The following is a 19,206-nucleotide window of genomic DNA, read 5'->3' as shown; positions in this document are numbered from 1 at the left end:
ATAAAAAAACCCTGAATAATTTATTCAGGGTTAAAATAAGTGGTTAATCGATTAAATTAATCTTCAGTTTTGTCAGCTTCAGTGTCAGTAGCTTCTGAATGTGCTTCATCAGTTTCTTCAGTGAATTCTAATAAATCTTGAGTCACTAAAATATTATACCATTGAACAACTTTTTTAATATCGCTTGCGTAAACGCGATCTTCATCATATTCAGGTAGTATGTCGTTAAAGTAATTTTCTAATTCTTTTTTTGATGACTTATGGTCTATTGTTGGTTGACCTTCAGCTTGACTGTGCATCAACTTAAAAACATCTTTAAGTGGCACCTCTTCCGTATAGGTATAAATGGCAATTTCACTTAGCATACTCACATTATTCTGAATATTAACAGGTATTTTTTTACCATCTAATAATGATTTTGCTATGAAACCACTTCTAGTTTTAGCAACAAGTTCAAACAATCCAGGTTTTCCTGAAATAGATAAAATCTTATCTAAGCCCATAGTTTTTAATTTTTAGCGCACAAATATGCGATTTGGGATTTAATACACCAAGACTTAGTGGCGTTTTTTTAATTTAGGAAATCGCATGCGGTAATCAACATTAATTTTACCTTTTGCAATATTGTTAAGTTTACCTTTAACTAAGCGTTTTTTAAGGTTTGAAATACGGTCTGTAAATAGTACGCCTTCAATATGGTCATATTCATGTTGAACGACCCTTGCAGTAAGACTGTTTAGTGATTCAGTATGTTCATTAAAGTCTTGGTCAAAATAATGTATCTTGATGTCAGGTTTTCTAAACACATCTTCACGAACATCAGGAATACTTAAGCACCCTTCGTTAAAATCCCACTCAGTTCCTGTCTCTTCAATAATTGTAGGATTGATAAAGACGCGCTTAAAATTTTTTAAAGCGGCTTGCTCTTCTTTGTCTAAACTTTCATCTTCAGCAAAAGGAGAAGCATCAATAACAAACAACCGAATTGACAAACCAATCTGTGGCGCTGCTAAACCGACGCCATGAGCATTATACATGGTTTCCCACATATTTTTAATTAACTCATCTAATTTTGGATAATCTTTATCTATCGGCTGCGCTTTACGTTTAAGAACAGGATCACCATAAGCCACAATTGGTAATAGCATAATTTTAAGTTTCGGCAAAATTAAATAAACTCTTTTAAAAAACCCTTATTGCAAATAATTTTGTAAAATAATTGTTGCGCTAATTTCATCTACTAGGGCTTTATTTTTACGCTTTTTTTTACTCAAACCCGAATCAATCATTGTTTGAAAGGCCATTTTAGAAGTAAAACGTTCATCGATACGTTTAACACTTATCTCAGGAAATTTCAACTGAAAATCTTCAATAAAAAAACCTATATTCTTCTCAAGTGACATGGCATTTCCATCAACATGTTTTGGTTCACCAATAACAACAATATCAACCTTATTGTCAGACAAGTACTTTTCTAAAAAAGTCATCAAATCGATAGTATTTACAGTAGTTAAGCCAGAAGCGATCATTTTTAAATCGTCTGAAGCAGCAATTCCAGTTCGTTTTATTCCGAAGTCTAAAGCAATAGCTTTTGGCATGTCATGAATTTTTACAAATATAGCCCTAAATCTAAGACCAAAAAGAAATTACAAACACTTATATTTGGGCAAAAATTTTGATATGAATCAATTAAAAGAACTCATTTTAGAAGCTTGGGATAATCGCGAATTATTAAAAAATGAAAAAACTATTAAAGCGATTAGAGAAGCCATTAACTTAATAGATCAAGGTGAACTTCGCTGTGCTGAACCGACACAAAATGGTTGGCAAGTCAATGAATGGGTAAAAAAAGCAGTCGTTTTATATTTCCCTATCCAAAAAATGGAAACGATGGAAGCTGGTATTTTTGAATATCATGATAAAATGCCGCTTAAAACAGGTTATAAAGAGCGCGGCATTCGGGTTGTGCCCAATGCTGTGGCGAGACATGGCGCTTATATTTCAAGTGGTGTTATTATGATGCCAAGTTATGTTAATATTGGTGCTTATGTCGATGAAGGAACAATGGTTGATACTTGGGCAACGGTAGGAAGTTGTGCACAAATCGGCAAAAATGTACATTTATCTGGTGGTGTTGGTATTGGTGGTGTATTAGAGCCTTTGCAAGCAGCTCCAGTAATTATCGAAGATAATGCTTTTTTAGGTTCTAGGAGTATTGTAGTTGAAGGTGTTCGCGTTGAAAAAGAAGCCGTTTTGGGCGCTAATGTAGTGTTGACCGCATCAACTAAAATAATTGATGTTACCGGTGATAAACCTGTTGAAACTAAAGGAATTGTACCTGCAAGGTCTGTTGTAATTCCAGGAAGTTATACGAAAGAATTTCCTGCAGGAAAATTTAACGTACCATGTGCTTTAATCATTGGTAAACGAAAAGAAAGTACAAATAAAAAAACCTCATTGAATGATGCACTTAGAACCTATGATGTTGCAGTTTAAACCTTTTTTGAGTAAAAAAATTTAAGTGATTTAGTTTGAAAATTTTAGTTATTCAACAAAAAATGATAGGTGATGTACTTATCAGTAGCCTTATATGTGAAAATTTAAAACGCAATTTCCCAACTGCTGAAGTACATTACCTTATTAACCGTTTTACACATCCTGTTGTAAAAAATCATAAATACATAGATAAATTTGTATTTTTTGAGGATGAATATAAAAACCACAAACTGAAGTTTTTAAGCTTTTTAAATCATTTAAAATCTGAATCTTATACACATGTTTTTGATGCTTACGGAAAGTTAGAAAGTAATTTAATGACCTACTTTACAAAAGCTCAATTTAAGTACAGCTACAAAAAATGGTACACCAACTGGATGTATTCAAAAACTTTTAAGGAGTCTAACAAGGCTAAAACTGAAGCAGGATCTGCCATAGAAAACCGAATTCAATTGCTTCAACTAGTACCTGATGTTAAAGTATTAAACCACAAGCCTAAAATATACTTAAGTTCAACTGAAATTAATTCTGCTAAAAGTCAAATTAATTCTCTTGGCTTAAGAAATTCAAACTTAATTATGGTCAGCGCCTTAGGTAGTGGTGATTCTAAAACTTATCCTTTAAATTATATGGCGCATCTCTTAAATGAAATTTCTGAAAATACAGATGCACATCTAATATTAAATTATATGCCATCTCAGCAAGAAAAAATCGACCAATTACTTGAATACTGTAATGATTTAACTAGAAGCAGAATTATTAATAATTTAAGACCTGAAAGTCTACGTGAATTTATGGCGATTTGCTCCCAATGCAATTTAATTTTTGGGAATGAAGGCGGCGCAATTAATATAGCTAAGGCACTTGACGTGCCAAGCTTTGCCATATTTTCACCTTGGATTATAAAAGAAGGCTGGAATAGTTTTGAGAAATCACATCCCAATACATCGGTACATCTTAGTGACTTTAAACCAGACCAATTAATGGGTAAAAAAGTTAAAGAGCTCAAAATGAATTATAAAAAACTTTACCAAGCTTTAAATCCTCAATTATTTAATCATCAATTAATTGAGTTTGCTCAGACTCATGTAAATTAAGACCGAATTCAGTTTTTATCCTTTTTTGAGATTTTGTTTCTTCACGAATAGCATTATTTTTTTCCCAAGCCGCTTGGTTAACGTAACCGCGTTCATGCTCAAGATGAATTATAATTGCAAAATAACGTACGCGCTTAGGCTGAATTCCTGAATTTATTAGGCGTTCTCCAAACTCACGGTCTTCACCTCCATACTTCATACGTTCATCGAAACCATTTACAGCCAATATATCTTTTTTCCAAGCTGATGCGTTTCCTCCATTCCAAGTTGGTTTAGTTGGTGTAATCCGATTCATTAAATTAGCCAAAGTAGAAGATTTGGTAAGCTTTATATTTTTAAAATTTGAACTTAAACCATGAGCTTTTAACCAGTTTAAATCGAAACAACGCCGAGATTTTATATCATCTAAAGTAATTTGGTGGGATAACTCCTTAGATAACGGAAAATGACCGCCTGACAAAAAATAATCTTGCTCACTATATCTTAAATGCGTTTCAACAAAGTCTTGACGTGGAATACAATCACCGTCAGTAAATATTAAATAATCACTTTTAGCCGCTATCACAGCTTTATTTAAGATTCGTGTTTTTTGAAAACCTTGGTCTTCATGCCAAACATGATTAATTACCAATTTATAGTCTTCTCTCAATCTACTGAGAAGATTTGCGGTTTCTTGAGTTGAACCATCATCAGCTATAATGATTTCAAAATCACTTACAGATTGACAAGCATAGCCAACCAAAACACGCTCTAACCACAACGGTGAATTATAGGTACTAATGATGACAGATGCTCGCATAAAGTTTATTATACAACAAATGTAATATAAAATTGAAGAATTTTGTTAACTCAAGTTCAAACTCAAAAAAATGGTCAATCTTCAATTTTAGTTTACATAAAATGCTCGTTAATTTTTACACGTAATTTTCTAGTATAATCATCGTATAACCAATCCCGATAATTTTTTGTGTTGTTTATAATGCAACGCGAATATTTCTTAATTCGATCTTTAATATCATCTTTAAGTTCACGGGCTAAAATCCTTGCATCAAATACATCTTCAGAGTTCTCTGCACACATTTGGGCATGCTGAGAGATTGATTCTTCTAAAACTAATTTCGATTTTTCACCATTATTGACTGCCTCATGATATTTGGTATAAACATCAAATTGAATGTCTTCTGAATTTTTAAAAAGTGCCCTAACTTCATCTGGCATTTCATAGGTGAAATTACTTTCAATTTCATCATCAGAAATCATATTTTCTAAGAAGTAATCAGGATTTTCAAAAATAAGCTGCCAATCTACAGGCGCGTCCCACGGTCCAAATCTGGCTACATTATTACCCAAATCAATTACATTAAACTCATCTTTATGAGGTAATCTTCTAGAACCGCGACCAATCATCTGAAAGTAAAGTGTTAACGACTTAGTTGCTCGATTTAAAATAATATTTTCTACAGTTGGCTCGTCAAACCCTGTAGTTAAAATACTTACAGATGTCAAAATAGCATCTGGTTTTTCTCTAAACCAGGTTAAAATTTCGTTACGTTCTTTTTTGTTATGCGTATTATCAAGATGCTTAATTTCGTATCCAGCATCTTTAAAGGTCTGGTAAACATACCACGATGTATTAATACCATTATTAAAAATCAGTGTTTTTTTACCTTTACAACGTTCTTCATAAGCGCGCAACAACTTCTCTTGCATATCAAGATTAGTGTATAAATCTTCAGAAGATTTCACCGTATAATCACCTGTCATACCTACTTGTAGTGTTCCCAAACCTACGTCATAAGAATAAAGATTAGCCTTTGCTAAAAAACCTTTTTCTATTAAAGATGAAATGGAATTTCCTACAATTAATTCGCGGTAATTACCATGCATTGGTAGCTTAATATTAGAGCTTAAAGGTGTTGCTGTAACACCAAGAATAAAGGCTTTATCAAGATATTTAAAAAGTTTTGTAAAAGAATTGTAGTGTGCTTCATCTATAATGGCAAGGCCAACATTTTTCATGTTAACCTTATCATCATTAATTCGGTTGTTTAAAGTTTCAACCATGGCTACAAAACACATATAATCATTATCATCAGACAGCTCTTTAACCTTGCTGTTAATAATTTTGTTTCTTACGCCAAAACCTGTTAGCATTTTAGAAGTTTGTTTACACAACTCAATTCGGTGAGTTAACACTATAACTTTTTTCCCTGTTTGGCGAATGTAGCGTCTAACAATTTCAGAAAAAACAACTGTTTTACCGCCACCAGTTGGTAGCTGATACAATAAATTATAATTGCTCGGCATGTTTTCAATCTTATCAAAGATTTTAATAAGGTCGGCTTCTTGGTAATCGTAGAGTTCTTTATCAGCAACTTTTTTTGACATAATGAGCAATAAAATCGTTTGGATTAAAAATTTAAGATTTGCAAAAATAAGCAGAAATAAAGCTATTTTGAAATCTTTTATGCAATAATCTGTCTTAGAATTTATATTTTAACCTTTATTAAATTAGCCCAACCTATAATTTAAATAAATAATCAAGTTTGAAGTTCTGGAAATCAAAACTATAAAATAATATCTATAAGTATTTTTTAAAAAATAGGTTTCAAATGTGCTAGTATCAATTCTTAAAAATTATTTTTGTAGACAATTACTAAAATCAATACTACCTTGGAAAATAAAAAAGCGGTTAAATTACTTAACAAACTCATCAAAGATTTAGAAGAAGCAAATTTTATTACAGAAACGGCAGTAGACGATCTTAAAGCCTTAAGACCTTATGCTGTTGAAGAAAAACGACCTGTTATTGCTAAAAGTTTTCGATTAGCTTATGAACATATTGAAGAAAATGAAGTTTTTGTGATTCCTATCCCACAAGATGAACCTTTAGAAGATGAAACTGAAGTTGATGATACAAACGAGTTAATTACTGGCGCTGAAAGCCTTATTTATTTACTGAACCTCATTAAAAACGCCCATTTAGATGTAAACATGGAAGAGATTCGTGAATACAATCGAAAGTTTGAGGCCTTTGCAGAATAAGAATTATGGGAAGAGCATTCGAGTTTAGAAAAGCGCGTAAAATGAAGCGTTGGTCAGCAATGGCCAAAACTTTTACCAGACTTGGTAAAGACATTGTTATGGCTGTAAAAGAAGGCGGTCCAGATCCAGAATCTAATTCAAAACTAAGAGCTGTTATACAAAACTGTAAAGCAGCCAATATGCCAAAAGATAATATTGAGCGTGCTATAAAACGCGCTAGTGATAAAGATCAAGGTGACTATAAAACCGTTCTTTTTGAAGGTTATGCACCACATGGCATTGCTGTTTTAGTTGAAACCGCTACCGATAACAACAACCGAACTGTGGCTAATATCAGGTCTTATTTTAATAAATGTAACGGCAATTTAGGTACTTCTGGCTCTGTAGAATTTATGTTTGACCATACTTGTAACTTCCGCATAAAAGACACAGGTATTGATGTTGAAGAGCTGGAGCTTGAGCTTATTGATTTTGGAGCTGAAGAAGTTTTTAGAGATGATGATGGTATTATTATTTATGCACCTTTTGAGAGTTTCGGAAGCTTACAAAAAGAATTAGAATCGCGTGAATTTGAAATTTTATCTTCAGGCTTTGAACGCATCCCTCAAGTTACTAAATCACTCACTGAAGAGCAAACAGAAGAAGTAAATAAGCTTATTGAACTTATTGAAGAAGATGATGATGTTCAAAATGTTTATCATTCGTTAGAAAGTTAAAAAGCCAACTTATAGTTGGCTTTTTAGTTTAGCTTCAAAACTATTAATTAAAATTTTACCTTAATTGTTTTTGACTTCTCACCAAATTTAAACATCGCTAAATCCCAAACTGGTTGCTGGTTTTTTGGATTGGTCCCTGACATTGCCCAAGGTTCTATTGGTCTACCATATTCATCCATATCGAAGACTTCATTATTATTTAAATCTTGATAAACAGATATGGCATATTCTCCTGAAGGTAGATCTACTAAATTAACAATTTCGGTTTCAGCTTCGACTTCAACAATTTCACCATATACAGGTTTTCCTCTTAAAAAGTTGTCTTTAGTAAACACGCCAACATAAATTTTCCCTTTTAGCTGAGAGATACCCTCAACTTTAATACTTAGATTATTATCTTGAGCAGATAATAACTGACTTAATAATACAATACTTAAAATCACTAAATGTCTCATCTTGGTTTATTTTTAAATTATAAACCAAAACTATAGTGAAGCAAAGGCTATATTACTTTGCAATATGACGAAATGTTAAATTTTATAGATGAATTGTAAATTTAGGCTAAATCTTTTCCTATAAGACGTAAAAATTCGTTTCTAGTTTCTGAATGTTTAAATTCACCTCTAAAGCCAGAAGTAGTCGTGGCCGAATTTTGTTTTTGTACGCCGCGCATCATCATACACATATGTCTAGCTTCAATAACTACAGCCACACCTTTGGGTTGCAAGGTTGAATTGATACACTCTAAAATATCATGAGTTAAGCGTTCTTGTACTTGTAATCTTCTTGAAAAAACATCAACAACGCGAGGAATTTTACTAAGGCCAACTATATGTCCATTCGGAATATAAGCAATATGAGCTTTACCAAAAAAAGGCAGCATATGGTGTTCACACAAAGAGTATAATTCTATATCTTTTATCAGCACCATATCACTGTAATCTTCTTTAAACATGGCGCCTTCAAGAATTTGTTTAGGATCCATTTCATAACCTTGGGTTAGAAACTGCATTGCTTTTGCAGCGCGTTCTGGTGTTTTTACAATGCCTTCCCGTTTTGGGTCTTCTCCTACTCTATCTAATATGGTGTGGTAAGATTCTTTAACATCAGTAATGAATTCTTGGTTGTATTCTTCAAATAGTTTAAATGACATAGTTATTGTTTTAAGTAAGGTTTAAATTTAGAACGCAGTGTTTCTAACTTTGGATCTATAATATATTCGCAGTATCTATTTTCTTGATGAAGATTGTAAAAATCTTGGTGCTCAATTTCGGCTTCATAAAAAGGTGAAGCTGGTGAGAGCTTTGTAACAATTTTGTTATTATAAACTTCAGTATTTAATTGATTTATAACACTATCAGCAGTTTTTTTTTGAAATTCATTATGATAAAATATTTCACTCCGATATTGTTCTCCAACATCATAACCTTGTTTATTTAATGAAGTTGGGTCATGAGTTGCAAAAAATACCTGTAACAAGATTTCATAGCCTATAATATTTGGATCAAATTCTAACTGAATTGCTTCAGCATGACCAGTTCTACCCATAACAACTTCTCTGTAAGGTGGATGTTTAATTTTTCCGCCTGTAAAACCACTCACAACATTACTAACGCCATTTAATCTTTGAAATACAGCTTCTGTACACCAAAAACAACCATTAGCAAAACTTGCTATCTCCATAAAATTCAATTTTAAATAATGTTGAACAAACCTACTTAATTATTAAACAAAAAAAATTGCTTTAACGATAAATTAGCAGGTCGCTAATTATAATTATTATGCTGATGTTAAGTTGAAAAACCTTATTTTTGAATTATGATACAAGCCCAAAATATCTACAAGAAATACAAGGATTTAAAGGTTTTAAACGGTGTTAACATCAATGTAAAAACAGCTGAAATAGTCTCTATTGTTGGTGCTTCTGGTGCAGGAAAAACAACTTTACTACAAATTTTAAGCAGTTTAGAATTAGCTGATCAGAACCCAAATACTTCAATTGAAGTTAATGGTATTGACATCACAAAACTCAATCAAAAGCAATTATCAAAATTTAGAAATGAAAATATCGGCTTTATTTTTCAATTTCATCAGTTACTTCCTGAATTTACAGCATTAGAGAACGTCTGCTTACCTGCATTCATAAAAAAAACACCTGTTCATAAAGCTGAGAAAAAAGCCTTGGAGCTACTAGATTTCTTAGGTTTGGCTAATCGTGCCAAGCACAAACCCAATCAATTAAGTGGTGGCGAACAACAGCGTGTTGCTGTGGCAAGAGCTTTGATTAACGAACCATCGGTAATTTTTGCCGATGAACCTTCTGGTAATCTAGATTCAAAATCGGCTGAGCAGTTACATGAACTTTTTTTTAAATTACGTGAAGAATTTAAACAGAGTTTTGTGATTGTTACCCACAACAATGACTTAGCTGATTTAGCTGACAGAAAACTTGAAATGAAAGACGGACAACTGGTTTAAGCCTATGAACAAAGAAGAACTTAAAGCCTTCTTAGATGTTAAAGTTGAAGAATATAACTCAAGTAACTTTATAGCGACCGACCCGATTTCAATTCCTCATCAATTTTCAAATCCAAAAGATATTGAAATAAGTGCATTTTTAATCGCCATAATAGCTTGGGGAAACCGAAAAGCAATTTTAAAAAGTGGTGAAAAAATGCTTAAAATCATGGATTATAGTCCATACGATTTTATCATGAACCACTCGCCTAGTGATTTAAAAGCCTGTGATGGTTTTGTACACCGAACCTTTAATGCAACAGATTTAAATTTTTTTCTGAATCGGCTTCAGCAACTATATCAATCTCACGACTCTTTAGAAGATTTTTTACTTAATAATCATAAAACAGGACAACTTCAACTAACACTGCATCATTTTAAACACAATTTTTTTAGTATACCGCATGAAAAAAGAACTGAGAAACATTTAAGTGATCCTTTAAAAAATTCAGCTGCTAAACGACTTAATATGTTTTTAAGATGGTTAGTAAGAAAAGATAAAAATGGCGTTGATTTTGGAATTTGGAAACAAATAAAACCCAAAGAACTATCTTGTCCACTCGATGTACATTCTGGTCGTGTTGCAAGAAAATTAGGCCTTCTAAATCGCCAACAAACCGATGCTAAAGCAGTAAAAGAATTAGATACTAAATTACGACAACTCGATCCTCAAGACCCTGTAAAATATGACTTTGCGCTATTTGGACTTGGAGTTTTTGAGCAATTTTAGTTAATACATAATTTATTTTGTAACTTGCAGACTTATTAATTTGTATGAAACCTATCCCTAAACCTACTAATGAAACCAAGCGTTTACAAGCTTTAAAATCACTACAAATTCTTGATTCAAAACAAGAAAAAGAATATGATGATTTAGCAAAATTAGCTTCAACTATTTGTGATACACCAATAGCTTTAGTTTCTTTAGTAGATGAAAAAAGACAATGGTTTAAAGCCAAAGTTGGTCTTGATTTATGTGAAGTTGACCGTGAATATTCATTTTGTTCGGTTGCTATTCAAGAACCTACTGAAATTTTAGAAATTCACGATGCTCGAGAAGACGAAAGATTTAAGAACAATCCGTACACTTTTGGGGAAAATGCTATTGTGTTTTATGCAGGTGTACCTTTAATTGATAAAAATGAAAATGCATTAGGTACTTTATGTGTGATTGGCCATGAACCACGTATTTTGACAGATTCTCAAAAAACAAGCCTAAAACGTTTAGCCAATCAAGTTGTTAAATTATTTGAACTTCGCGCTATTAACGAAGGTTTACGAAAAACACAACGAGAGTTAAGAGAAAATAATAACCAACTTAAAAATTTTGCAGGTGTTGTATCTCATGATATGAAAATGCCCTTAGCAAATATGATTATCACTTTTGACATCTTGAAGTCTAAATATGCTGACAAACTAGATCAATCTGGCTTAGATTACATCAATAATCTAAAACAATCGGCTTTTAAAATGAGTGATTACATCAGTAATATTTTATTGCATTACGAAAGTGACAAAATTACCTCAGAATCTGAAGCTAATCAAGTCTTTGATGTTCATCAACTTTTAGAAGATATCGAGGAAATGTTAGACGCTAAAGATGATTATGAAATTAATTTCCCTGATACTAACAAAGATATTTATGCAAATCGTATTGCACTAGAACAAATTTTATTGAATTTGGTGGGTAACAGTATTAAATATAACGATAAGGATAAAATAAAAATTAATATTAGTTTTTCAGAAGATGCTACACATTATCACTTTGTGGTAACAGATAATGGCATTGGTATACCCGAAGACCAACAAAAAAAGGTTTTTGAATTATTTTCTACAGTTGCTGAAAAAGATAGAAATGGACATTCTGGTAATGGAATTGGCTTATCTACAGTACGGAAATTAATCTATAATCTAGGTGGCACAATTCAGGTTAAATCTGAAGTAAATAAAGGCACTAGCATTCATTTTACAATCGAAAAAAATGATTAAATCAATCTAAATTTCATGCATTTTAAACACCCTGAAGTTTTATATGCCTTAGTTGCCTTAATTATCCCTATTATTGTTCATTTATTTAAACTTAAAAAGTTTAAAAAGCAATATTTCACTAATGTAAGCCTTATTCAAAAAATTGTTAGTGAATCCCGACGGAGTTCACAACTCAAAAAATGGCTTCTATTATTTACCAGATTATGTTTACTCACAAGTTTAATCTTAGCTTTTGCAGAACCTTTTTTTCCGCGTGAAACAACATCAACGAATCAAAGCCTATATATTGTTTTAGACAACTCACTCAGCATGTCAGGAAAAGCTGGTAATGTTTCAATACTAAAACAAGTGAAACAACAACTTGTTGATGTTTTACCTCAACAAGAAAGCTTTAATCTTATCACCAACAATCAAGATTACAATTCAATCACTGTTGAAGACTTTAAAGAATTATCTACCGATATATTACCTATTTCTAAAAACTTCAGTTTAAAAGAAGTTGCGTTAAAACTAAATAAAGTTAATCCTAAGAGTCAAGTTGTACTTATTTCAGATTTTTATAATTCTTCGGCAGATGAATTATCTAGATTAGCTAGACGTTTCCCTAATCTTCAACTCGTGAATGTGGCCCAACCTAAGGCTAAAAATGTGAGCTTAATAGATGCCCAACTAATTAATAATGAACTTCAAGTTAAATTAAAATCATCAGTTAGCAGCGCTAGCACAAGTTTGGGGTTATACCAAGCACAAAAATTGATGGGTAAGCTTGATGTCAATTTTGAAGATGATACGCTTCAAACCGTAAATTTTAATATTAATGAAGCTGATTTACAAGCCTTAAAATTAGAAATTAATGACGATTTTCTTGATTTTGACAATCTTTTTTATGCCTCAAAATCTAAAATTAAGACTAATAAAGTTCTTATTATTTCTAACAAAAATGCCGAGTATTTAACTCATATTTACCAACCAAATCCAGCTTTTAAAAGTCAAGTTAAGTCAAGCGAAGAACTCAACTTAGAAGATTTTAAATCGGCTGATGTTATTATCGTTAATCAACTTGAGCAAATCGACTTAAACTTGACTAATAACTTAGATCAAGCCTTAGACGAATCTAAAAACGTGATTATTATTCCGGCAACTTCAACCGAAGCCCAAAAAACTTATTTAAACCTTCAACTTCAAAACAAGCAAATCTTTTCATCTGTTGTAAATCAAAAACAATCTATCATTTCAATTAATTTTAATCATCCTATTTACGAAGACGTTTTCACGAATACAATTACTAATTTTGATTATCCAAGCACAGCTATAAATTATGCTATTTCAGAAGATTTTTCGTCTATATTAAGTTACGGTAATACGGCTTTTTATGCCCAAAGTGAACATTTATTTGTGTTTGCGTCTGAAATAAAATCAAAACAGTCTAACTTTTACAATTCACCTTTAATTGTACCAACATTTATTCAATCAGCCGATTATAAAAACAGTAATTCGTCTCTATTTTACTTTACCGATCGCTCTCAACCCATTATTGTTAATCAAGAAATTTCGGGTGATCAAGTGTTGAAATTAAAATCTGGAAAAATGACTTTTATTCCTCAGCAACAAAAAAACGGTACTCAAACCGAGTTAACAATCAATAATCTCAACCTTAATCCGGAGCTTTATGCGGTTACTTTAAACCAAGATACAATTGCACAATTAAGTTTTAATTTACCACGAGAGGAAAGTGAATTAAATCCCATAGATTTTAAACTACATGATATAAATACAGTAACAATTCCTCAAAGTATAGAAAATTATAAACAATTAACCACCGAAGCACAACTTTGGAAATGGTTCATTACTTTTGCACTGCTTTTTTTAGGGATTGAAATTGCAATTGTTCGGATCTTAAATTAGTAAATTATGGCATATCTTATAAAATCGGCTAAAATTTGGAATGGCAATTCATTTAGCAAAACCCCACAAGATATTTTAGTTGAAAACGGGTTGATCACTAAGATTGATACATCAATTAAACACACGTCTGCAACAATACTAGAACTAGAAAACCTTCATGTATCACCGGCTTGGTTTGAGCCATTAGTTAGTTTTGGAGAACCAGGATTTGAAGAACGTGAGACCATTGAAAATGGCGCTTTAACGGCTTTAAAAAGTGGTTTTTCGGGTATAGGATTAGTTCCGAGTGCTAAGCCAGTTAGTGACCATAAATCAGCGATTAACTATATAAAAGAAGCTTTTAAACACGATTTAAAAATTTATCCACTTGGTGCCATTACAAAAAACCATAACGGAAAAGATTTAGCCGACTTATTCGATATGCAAAAGGCAGGCGCTGTAGCTTTTTATGATACCAAAAAAAGTGTGCAAAATGCCAATGCATTTAAAGTTGCTTTGCAATACGCCAAAGGATTTAATGGTCTAATATTTGCTTATCCTGAACAAACTGATTTAGTGGGAAAAGCGCAAGTTCATGAAGATGAAGAAAGCATCATGTTAGGTCTAAAATCAGCAAGTCATTTAACAGAAACAATTCAGTTAAGGCGAGACTTGGACCTTTTAGCTTATACTGAAACTAAAGTTCATATTCCCTATATTTCATGTGCTGCGTCTGTTGAAATAATTAGAGAAGCTAAGTCAAAAGGTCTCGAATTTACCTGTAGCACAAGCATTAATAACTTGTATTTTGATACTAGTGTTTTAGCTGAATTTGACAGTAAATATAAAGTTAAGCCACCTTTAAGAAGTTTTAGTGATAAGACTTCATTAATTGAAGCTGTAAAAGATGGAAGCATAGATTTTGTAACTTGTGATCACGAACCTATTAATTTAGAATTGAAGCAGTTAGAGTTTGAAAATTCTAAAACAGGATCTATTGGTTTAGAGAGTTTTTTTCCAGCTTTAAACAAAAGCCTAGGAACAAATTTAGCGATTAAGCAATTATTGAAAAATTGGGAAATATATGGTTTAAAACAACCTAAAATAAGTATTAACAAAATGGCTGAGTTAACTTTATTTAATCCTGACGAAGAGAACATTTTTAACACTGATCTAATAAAATCAACTAGTAAAAACGCAATATTCTTAGGAGAAAAACTTCAAGGTGAGGTTTATGGAAGTCTTGTAAATAATAAATACTATGAAAACTAGCACTATAAAAAAAGGCCGGACAACGGCTATAATTGCTCATTTAACAATTTTTGGGTGCATCATTGCTTTATTTATGAATCAGGAGCCAAAATATAAATTTGCTTCATTTTACAACAAACAAAGTTTAGGTATACATTTATACTTCATTTTATTTACCTACTTAGTTTCAGGAATGAATTCATGGATGGCAACTTCAGCATTTTACTTAAGTTACATATTATTATGGCTTTACAGCTTTTTAGGCGCAGTTCAGTACAAATATCATTTAATTCCTTACATTGGTGATTATTTTCAAAAATGGTTTAATAAATTAGGCTAAAATGCAACAACCCAACTTATCATTAACCTATAACTTAAAAGCATCAACGCTAGAAGAGAATTATCCTCTAATTATCATGTTACACGGCTATGGTAGCGATGAAAATGATTTATTTGGATTCGCAAATGAATTACCTGAACATTACATGATTATTTCAGCGAAAGCACCTTATCCACTTCAACCTTACGGAAATGCCTGGTACGCTATCAATTTTGATGCTTCAAAAGGAAAGTTTAGCGATATCGAGCAGGCTAAAAAATCTCGTGATTTAGTGATTAAGTTTATTGAAGAAATTAAAGAAAATTTCAAAGTAGATGCTAACAGAATAACTTTACTAGGTTTTAGTCAAGGTACAATATTAAGTTTTGCCATTGCTTTAAGTCATCCTAAACTAATCAAAAACGTGGTTGGCTTAAGTGGCTACGTAGACCAAAATATGCTGACAGATGATTTTGAAACTAAAGATTTTAGCTCACTTCAAATATACAACTCTCATGGCAGCGTAGATCAAGTTATACCAGTAGAATGGGCACGTAAAAATGAAGCTGTTTTTAAAAAATTAGGAATTGATTACGCTTATGAAGAATTTCCTGTTGGCCATGGTGTTAATCCTCAGAATTTTATGAGTTTTAAACGCTGGTTGATTCAAAAGGATAATTAAATTTCTTCTATTTCTTTAAGCAAGTTTCTATTTTCATCTTGAAGGCGTTCAACTTTATTTTGAAGTTGTTCAATTTGAGACTTCTGTTGGTCGACAACTGCTTTAAAATTGAAGTAAATAAAAATAGCGATTAGCGCACTAAATACAAATAAATACAGGTAGATATTTCGTTTCATTTAAATTGATATTTTTAAATTATCATAAGCTAAATTAACGCCATCAGGTAGCTGAGCATCAATTTCATCATGAAAACCTAAGTGATGAGAAATATGCGTAAAATAAGTTTGTTCAGGTTTTAAATACTCAACTATTTCTAAGGCTTGATCAAGATTTAAATGCGAGTGATGTTCTTCAATTCTCAAGGCATTAAGTACAAGTACTTTTAAACCTTTAAGTTTGTTTAATTCTGTCTTAGAAATAGTTTTAGCATCGGTAACATAAGCCATATCGCCTATTCTAAAACCGAAGACTTGTAGATTTCCATGCAAAACTTCAACTGGTGAAACAACTTTATTTCCTAATTTAAAATCTGAGTTAGTAATGTAATTAACATCTAAAGTTGGTGCGCCAGGATACTTATTTTCGACTTCAAACACATAAGAAAAACGCTGTTTTAAAGCCTCAACCACTCGTTGATGCGCATAAATTGAAATATTTCCCTGTCTAAAATAAAAAGGCCTAATATCGTCTAAACCAACAACGTGGTCATTGTGCTCATGAGTAAACAAAATACCATCGATTTTTGACACATTTTGTGCTAACATTTGCTGCCTAAAATCTGGACCACAATCAATAACATAGCTGTAATTATCCCATTCAATTAAAACCGAAACTCTTAAACGTTTATCTTTTGGATTACTGCTTAAACAAACTGGATGTTGACTACCGATAATTGGTATTCCTTGAGAGGTTCCTGTGCCCAAAAATGTTAATTGCATAAGTTAAAGATTTCACACAAAACTAGAGAATATTTTTTGTTTGAACCCACAAATACCTACTTTTGTATAAGTTTAAGTAATTGTTTTAAAACTCACAAAATTCCTACTATGCCTATAAAAATTCTTGGTGATAAAGACTTTGAAAGCAAACCATCTGTCAAAAACAAAGCATTACGAATTAACCTTAACGAAAATATTTATGGAACCTTCGCTGAAATTGGTGCTGGTCAAGAAACGGTAAGGAATTTTTTTAGAGCTGGAGGTTCTTCAGGAACAATTGCTAAAACCATGAGTGCTTATGATAAAGATTTTAGTGATGCGATTTATGGAACAGAACCTGATAGACGCTATGTAACCGAAAGTAGACTCCATAAAATGCTCGATCATGAAACACGATTAATTGAAGAACGCATTTCAAGAGATAAACATCCAAATAAATTATTTTTCACTTACGCTAACACTGTTGCTACAATTGATTTTGCAAAGCGATATAAAGGTCATGGCTGGGTTGGCATAAAATATCAACTAGAACCTAATGGTGACTACAACAAAATTGTGCTTCACATTCGGTTTAAAGAAAATGATGCACGTTTACAACAAAACACACTTGGAATTTTAGGGACAAACTTAATTTATGCGGCTTATTATGCACACAACAATGCAAAACAGGTTTTAAAAGACTTATATGACCATATTGATAAAGACCAAATAGAGGTTGATACCATTAATTTTTCTGGGCCTCAATTTAAAGATGTTGATAACCGTTTAATGAGTCTACAACTGCTTAAGTATAATATGACTGAAGCTGTTATGTTTTCTCCAGATGGTAATAACGTTCTTCCTGCTAAGGTTCTTTACAAAAAAAATGTTCTTGCACTGCGCGGTAGTTTTAGACCGGTCACCAAAGTAAACGAAGATATTTACGAGAAATCACTTGAAATTTTCAAGAAAGAAAATAAAGTAGACGAAAATAACATTCAAGTGATTTTTGAAATTACTTTATCTAACCTACGCTCTGAAGGTGAAATTGATGAAGAAGACTTTATGGACCGCGCAAAACTTCTTTGCTCTTTAGGACATACGGTTTTAATCTCTAATTTTCAAGAATACTACAAATTGGTAGAATATTTTTCAAATTATACCAAAGAACGCATGGCATTGGCTATGGGCGTAAATAATCTTGTTGATATTTTTGATGAACGTTACTACAGACATTTAAGTGGTGGAATTTTAGAGGCTTTCGGTAAATTATTCTTTAAAGATTTACGTGTTTATCTATATCCTTATAAAAATCCTAATACAGGTGAAGTTACAACAAGTCAAAACTTGAAAGTTCACCCTAGAATGAAGGAGTTGTATAAATTCTTCAAAAATAATGGTCGCGTAGTTGATGTTGAAAATTATGACCAAGAGATTCTTGGCATTTTTTCTAGACAAGTATTAAAGATGATTTCTAATGATGAAGAAGGTTGGGAAGATGCTCTGCCAGAACAAACTGCTAAAATGATTAAGGAACATAATTTATTTCAACGAGAATACGGAGAGCCAGAACAAGTTGGCTATTAAAGTATTTATTAATTTAATTTAAATGTAAAATAACGATGATATCATAGATATCAATGAATCTTTAGTAAAAGACTATATTGAATCTATTAGACCTGAAGATCCTGAAATTAGGAAAGAAGTTGATATTTCTTACATCTACACTAACAAGACATTTAAGCTATTTCAAGTTAGACCAAATTGGAGAAATCCAGAGACCAAAGAGCGATTTGAATTTGCAAAAATTCAATTCATAAAAACCCAACAACTATGGAAACTCTACTGGATGCGTTCAAGTGGCAAATGGGAATTATATAAACCTTTTCCTGAGTCAAACCGAATAGATAAAATTATAGAAGTGATAAAACAAGATGAGCATGCCTGCTTTTTTGGGTAATCAATCATAAAGAACTGTTGGAGATTCATTTAACCACAATAACAGACTTATGAGTAAAGCGAGAACACTGGAAAATAATATCATATAAATAAAGATATTTCTTTTACGATTTTTCCTTGCCGTTTTACGAATCTCTTTCTTAATTTTAGTCAGTTTCTTTTTTGGGATTGTTTTTGAATTTATTTCTTTCGATTTTTCATAGTTAACATAAATTCCCTCATGATTATTTTCTTTAAATTTCTTTCGCTTAGACGCGCGTTGAGCTTTGTTTTGCTTTATACGATTAATCATATCTTGTGTATGTCCAGCGCCGAAACTCATATTTTGAATTTA

At 31.9% G+C, this 19,206-nt stretch carries 24 protein-coding genes; 13 read left to right on the top strand and 11 right to left on the bottom strand.

The genetic code is table 11. The features are described from left to right. Positions 1 to 56: 56 nt before the first annotated feature. The 3 genes from BUB82_RS07930 to ruvX are packed head-to-tail and all read right to left on the bottom strand — an operon-like array spanning position 57 to position 1,598. Entirely contained in the window at positions 57 to 503 is a 447-nt protein-coding gene (locus BUB82_RS07930) for a DUF5606 family protein (protein ID WP_073193080.1), read from the bottom strand. A 54-nt stretch (positions 504 to 557) separates the two neighbouring features. Further along, positions 558 to 1,148, bottom strand: a complete 591-nt coding sequence (gene def / locus BUB82_RS07925) for a peptide deformylase (RefSeq protein ID WP_073193079.1) — start codon at positions 1,146 to 1,148, stop codon at positions 558 to 560. A gap of 45 nt (positions 1,149 to 1,193) precedes the next feature. After that, positions 1,194 to 1,598 (bottom strand): Holliday junction resolvase RuvX, encoded by a 405-nt coding sequence (ruvX, locus tag BUB82_RS07920; RefSeq protein WP_073193078.1) that lies wholly within the window; start codon positions 1,596 to 1,598, stop codon positions 1,194 to 1,196. 82 nt (positions 1,599 to 1,680) lie between these two features. Between ruvX and BUB82_RS07915 the strand changes: the two genes are divergently transcribed. Beyond that, positions 1,681 to 2,496 carry a 2,3,4,5-tetrahydropyridine-2,6-dicarboxylate N-succinyltransferase gene (locus BUB82_RS07915; RefSeq protein ID WP_073193077.1) on the top strand — a complete coding sequence of 272 codons (816 nt, stop codon included), beginning with the start codon at positions 1,681 to 1,683 and terminating at the stop codon, positions 2,494 to 2,496. Positions 2,497 to 2,531: 35 nt separating this feature from the next. Next, complete coding sequence (locus BUB82_RS07910) at positions 2,532 to 3,593, top strand: glycosyltransferase family 9 protein (RefSeq protein WP_073193076.1); 1,062 nt, start codon at positions 2,532 to 2,534, stop codon at positions 3,591 to 3,593. Here the strand turns inward: BUB82_RS07910 and BUB82_RS07905 are convergent. Together BUB82_RS07905 and BUB82_RS07900 are read right to left on the bottom strand one after the other, a co-directional pair. Next, entirely contained in the window at positions 3,550 to 4,392 is an 843-nt protein-coding gene (locus BUB82_RS07905) for a glycosyltransferase family 2 protein (RefSeq protein WP_073193075.1), read from the bottom strand. The genes BUB82_RS07910 and BUB82_RS07905 overlap by 44 nt on opposite strands. A gap of 92 nt (positions 4,393 to 4,484) precedes the next feature. Then, entirely contained in the window at positions 4,485 to 5,981 is a 1,497-nt protein-coding gene (locus tag BUB82_RS07900) for a DEAD/DEAH box helicase (RefSeq protein WP_073193120.1), read from the bottom strand. A gap of 285 nt (positions 5,982 to 6,266) precedes the next feature. Here BUB82_RS07900 and BUB82_RS07895 point away from each other — a divergent pair, with 285 nt between their 5' ends. Continuing rightward, positions 6,267 to 6,638: a hypothetical protein gene (locus BUB82_RS07895; RefSeq protein WP_073193074.1), complete on the top strand. Its 372-nt coding sequence runs from the start codon at positions 6,267 to 6,269 to the stop codon at positions 6,636 to 6,638. A gap of 5 nt (positions 6,639 to 6,643) precedes the next feature. Further along, positions 6,644 to 7,354 (top strand): YebC/PmpR family DNA-binding transcriptional regulator, encoded by a 711-nt coding sequence (locus BUB82_RS07890; protein ID WP_073193073.1) that lies wholly within the window; start codon positions 6,644 to 6,646, stop codon positions 7,352 to 7,354. Positions 7,355 to 7,401: 47 nt separating this feature from the next. Here the strand turns inward: BUB82_RS07890 and BUB82_RS07885 are convergent, their stop codons facing one another. The 3 genes from BUB82_RS07885 to msrA form a co-directional block, all read right to left on the bottom strand. Beyond that, the gene (locus BUB82_RS07885; RefSeq protein ID WP_073193072.1) at positions 7,402 to 7,809 is read right to left on the bottom strand and encodes a DUF2141 domain-containing protein; all 408 of its coding nucleotides are present in this window, start codon (positions 7,807 to 7,809) and stop codon (positions 7,402 to 7,404) included. Positions 7,810 to 7,910: 101 nt separating this feature from the next. Next, positions 7,911 to 8,507: a GTP cyclohydrolase I FolE gene (gene folE, locus BUB82_RS07880; RefSeq protein ID WP_073193071.1), complete on the bottom strand. Its 597-nt coding sequence runs from the start codon at positions 8,505 to 8,507 to the stop codon at positions 7,911 to 7,913. Positions 8,508 to 8,509: 2 nt separating this feature from the next. Then, positions 8,510 to 9,037, bottom strand: a complete 528-nt coding sequence (gene msrA / locus BUB82_RS07875) for a peptide-methionine (S)-S-oxide reductase MsrA (protein ID WP_073193070.1) — start codon at positions 9,035 to 9,037, stop codon at positions 8,510 to 8,512. A 135-nt stretch (positions 9,038 to 9,172) separates the two neighbouring features. Between msrA and BUB82_RS07870 the strand changes: the two genes are divergently transcribed. The 7 genes from BUB82_RS07870 to BUB82_RS07840 are packed head-to-tail and all read left to right on the top strand — an operon-like array spanning position 9,173 to position 15,996. Continuing rightward, positions 9,173 to 9,832, top strand: coding sequence for an ABC transporter ATP-binding protein (locus tag BUB82_RS07870; RefSeq protein ID WP_073193069.1), 660 nt, complete (start codon positions 9,173 to 9,175; stop codon positions 9,830 to 9,832). Between the two features lie 4 nt (positions 9,833 to 9,836). Further along, the gene (locus BUB82_RS07865; protein WP_073193068.1) at positions 9,837 to 10,601 is read left to right on the top strand and encodes a TIGR02757 family protein; all 765 of its coding nucleotides are present in this window, start codon (positions 9,837 to 9,839) and stop codon (positions 10,599 to 10,601) included. Positions 10,602 to 10,645: 44 nt separating this feature from the next. Beyond that, a complete protein-coding gene (locus tag BUB82_RS07860; protein WP_073193067.1) occupies positions 10,646 to 11,860 on the top strand; it encodes a sensor histidine kinase in 1,215 nt (404 codons plus the stop codon). 15 nt (positions 11,861 to 11,875) lie between these two features. Next, the gene (locus BUB82_RS07855; protein ID WP_073193066.1) at positions 11,876 to 13,765 is read left to right on the top strand and encodes a BatA domain-containing protein; all 1,890 of its coding nucleotides are present in this window, start codon (positions 11,876 to 11,878) and stop codon (positions 13,763 to 13,765) included. Between the two features lie 6 nt (positions 13,766 to 13,771). Further along, positions 13,772 to 15,016, top strand: a complete 1,245-nt coding sequence (locus tag BUB82_RS07850) for a dihydroorotase (RefSeq protein ID WP_073193065.1) — start codon at positions 13,772 to 13,774, stop codon at positions 15,014 to 15,016. Continuing rightward, positions 15,006 to 15,335, top strand: coding sequence for a hypothetical protein (locus tag BUB82_RS07845; RefSeq protein WP_073193064.1), 330 nt, complete (start codon positions 15,006 to 15,008; stop codon positions 15,333 to 15,335). Before BUB82_RS07850 ends, BUB82_RS07845 begins: the two co-directional genes overlap by 11 nt. A gap of 1 nt (position 15,336) precedes the next feature. Beyond that, a complete protein-coding gene (locus BUB82_RS07840) occupies positions 15,337 to 15,996 on the top strand; it encodes an alpha/beta hydrolase (RefSeq protein ID WP_073193063.1) in 660 nt (219 codons plus the stop codon). Here the strand turns inward: BUB82_RS07840 and BUB82_RS07835 are convergent. Together BUB82_RS07835 and BUB82_RS07830 are read right to left on the bottom strand one after the other, a co-directional pair. After that, positions 15,993 to 16,172: a hypothetical protein gene (locus tag BUB82_RS07835; RefSeq protein ID WP_073193062.1), complete on the bottom strand. Its 180-nt coding sequence runs from the start codon at positions 16,170 to 16,172 to the stop codon at positions 15,993 to 15,995. The genes BUB82_RS07840 and BUB82_RS07835 overlap by 4 nt on opposite strands. Next, positions 16,173 to 16,934: an MBL fold metallo-hydrolase gene (locus BUB82_RS07830; RefSeq protein ID WP_073193061.1), complete on the bottom strand. Its 762-nt coding sequence runs from the start codon at positions 16,932 to 16,934 to the stop codon at positions 16,173 to 16,175. It abuts the gene before it with no gap. Between the two features lie 108 nt (positions 16,935 to 17,042). Here BUB82_RS07830 and BUB82_RS07825 point away from each other — a divergent pair, with 108 nt between their 5' ends. Next, on the top strand, positions 17,043 to 18,500 hold the full coding sequence (locus BUB82_RS07825; RefSeq protein ID WP_073193060.1) for a nicotinate-nucleotide adenylyltransferase: 1,458 nt from the start codon (positions 17,043 to 17,045) through the stop codon (positions 18,498 to 18,500). Between the two features lie 40 nt (positions 18,501 to 18,540). Further along, positions 18,541 to 18,873, top strand: a complete 333-nt coding sequence (locus tag BUB82_RS11915; RefSeq protein WP_073193059.1) for a DUF3024 domain-containing protein — start codon at positions 18,541 to 18,543, stop codon at positions 18,871 to 18,873. Here BUB82_RS11915 and BUB82_RS07815 read toward each other — a convergent pair whose 3' ends face one another. Beyond that, the gene (locus BUB82_RS07815) at positions 18,874 to 19,194 is read right to left on the bottom strand and encodes a hypothetical protein (RefSeq protein WP_073193058.1); all 321 of its coding nucleotides are present in this window, start codon (positions 19,192 to 19,194) and stop codon (positions 18,874 to 18,876) included. Positions 19,195 to 19,206: the final 12 nt, after the last annotated feature.

This window comes from Psychroflexus salarius, assembly GCF_900129035.1.
Lineage (GTDB): Bacteria > Bacteroidota > Bacteroidia > Flavobacteriales > Flavobacteriaceae > Psychroflexus > Psychroflexus salarius.
Note: the sequence above shows the minus strand (reverse complement) of the source record. Positions and strands in the feature narration are given on the sequence as shown.

Coding starts and splice junctions, on each gene's coding strand:
- BUB82_RS07825 (WP_073193060.1), top strand. CDS start 17,043: ATGCCTATAAAAATTCTTGGTGATAAAGACTTTGAAAGCAAACCATCT.
- BUB82_RS07865 (WP_073193068.1), top strand. CDS start 9,837: ATGAACAAAGAAGAACTTAAAGCCTTCTTAGATGTTAAAGTTGAAGAA.
- def (WP_073193079.1), bottom strand. CDS start 1,148: ATGCTATTACCAATTGTGGCTTATGGTGATCCTGTTCTTAAACGTAAA.
- BUB82_RS07840 (WP_073193063.1), top strand. CDS start 15,337: ATGCAACAACCCAACTTATCATTAACCTATAACTTAAAAGCATCAACG.
- BUB82_RS07930 (WP_073193080.1), bottom strand. CDS start 503: ATGGGCTTAGATAAGATTTTATCTATTTCAGGAAAACCTGGATTGTTT.
- ruvX (WP_073193078.1), bottom strand. CDS start 1,598: ATGCCAAAAGCTATTGCTTTAGACTTCGGAATAAAACGAACTGGAATT.
- BUB82_RS07885 (WP_073193072.1), bottom strand. CDS start 7,809: ATGAGACATTTAGTGATTTTAAGTATTGTATTATTAAGTCAGTTATTA.
- msrA (WP_073193070.1), bottom strand. CDS start 9,037: ATGGAGATAGCAAGTTTTGCTAATGGTTGTTTTTGGTGTACAGAAGCT.
- BUB82_RS07850 (WP_073193065.1), top strand. CDS start 13,772: ATGGCATATCTTATAAAATCGGCTAAAATTTGGAATGGCAATTCATTT.
- BUB82_RS07915 (WP_073193077.1), top strand. CDS start 1,681: ATGAATCAATTAAAAGAACTCATTTTAGAAGCTTGGGATAATCGCGAA.
- BUB82_RS07860 (WP_073193067.1), top strand. CDS start 10,646: ATGAAACCTATCCCTAAACCTACTAATGAAACCAAGCGTTTACAAGCT.
- BUB82_RS07855 (WP_073193066.1), top strand. CDS start 11,876: ATGCATTTTAAACACCCTGAAGTTTTATATGCCTTAGTTGCCTTAATT.
- BUB82_RS07835 (WP_073193062.1), bottom strand. CDS start 16,172: ATGAAACGAAATATCTACCTGTATTTATTTGTATTTAGTGCGCTAATC.
- BUB82_RS07845 (WP_073193064.1), top strand. CDS start 15,006: ATGAAAACTAGCACTATAAAAAAAGGCCGGACAACGGCTATAATTGCT.
- BUB82_RS07900 (WP_073193120.1), bottom strand. CDS start 5,981: ATGTCAAAAAAAGTTGCTGATAAAGAACTCTACGATTACCAAGAAGCC.
- BUB82_RS07870 (WP_073193069.1), top strand. CDS start 9,173: ATGATACAAGCCCAAAATATCTACAAGAAATACAAGGATTTAAAGGTT.
- BUB82_RS07815 (WP_073193058.1), bottom strand. CDS start 19,194: ATGAGTTTCGGCGCTGGACATACACAAGATATGATTAATCGTATAAAG.
- BUB82_RS07830 (WP_073193061.1), bottom strand. CDS start 16,934: ATGCAATTAACATTTTTGGGCACAGGAACCTCTCAAGGAATACCAATT.
- folE (WP_073193071.1), bottom strand. CDS start 8,507: ATGTCATTTAAACTATTTGAAGAATACAACCAAGAATTCATTACTGAT.
- BUB82_RS07905 (WP_073193075.1), bottom strand. CDS start 4,392: ATGCGAGCATCTGTCATCATTAGTACCTATAATTCACCGTTGTGGTTA.
- BUB82_RS07890 (WP_073193073.1), top strand. CDS start 6,644: ATGGGAAGAGCATTCGAGTTTAGAAAAGCGCGTAAAATGAAGCGTTGG.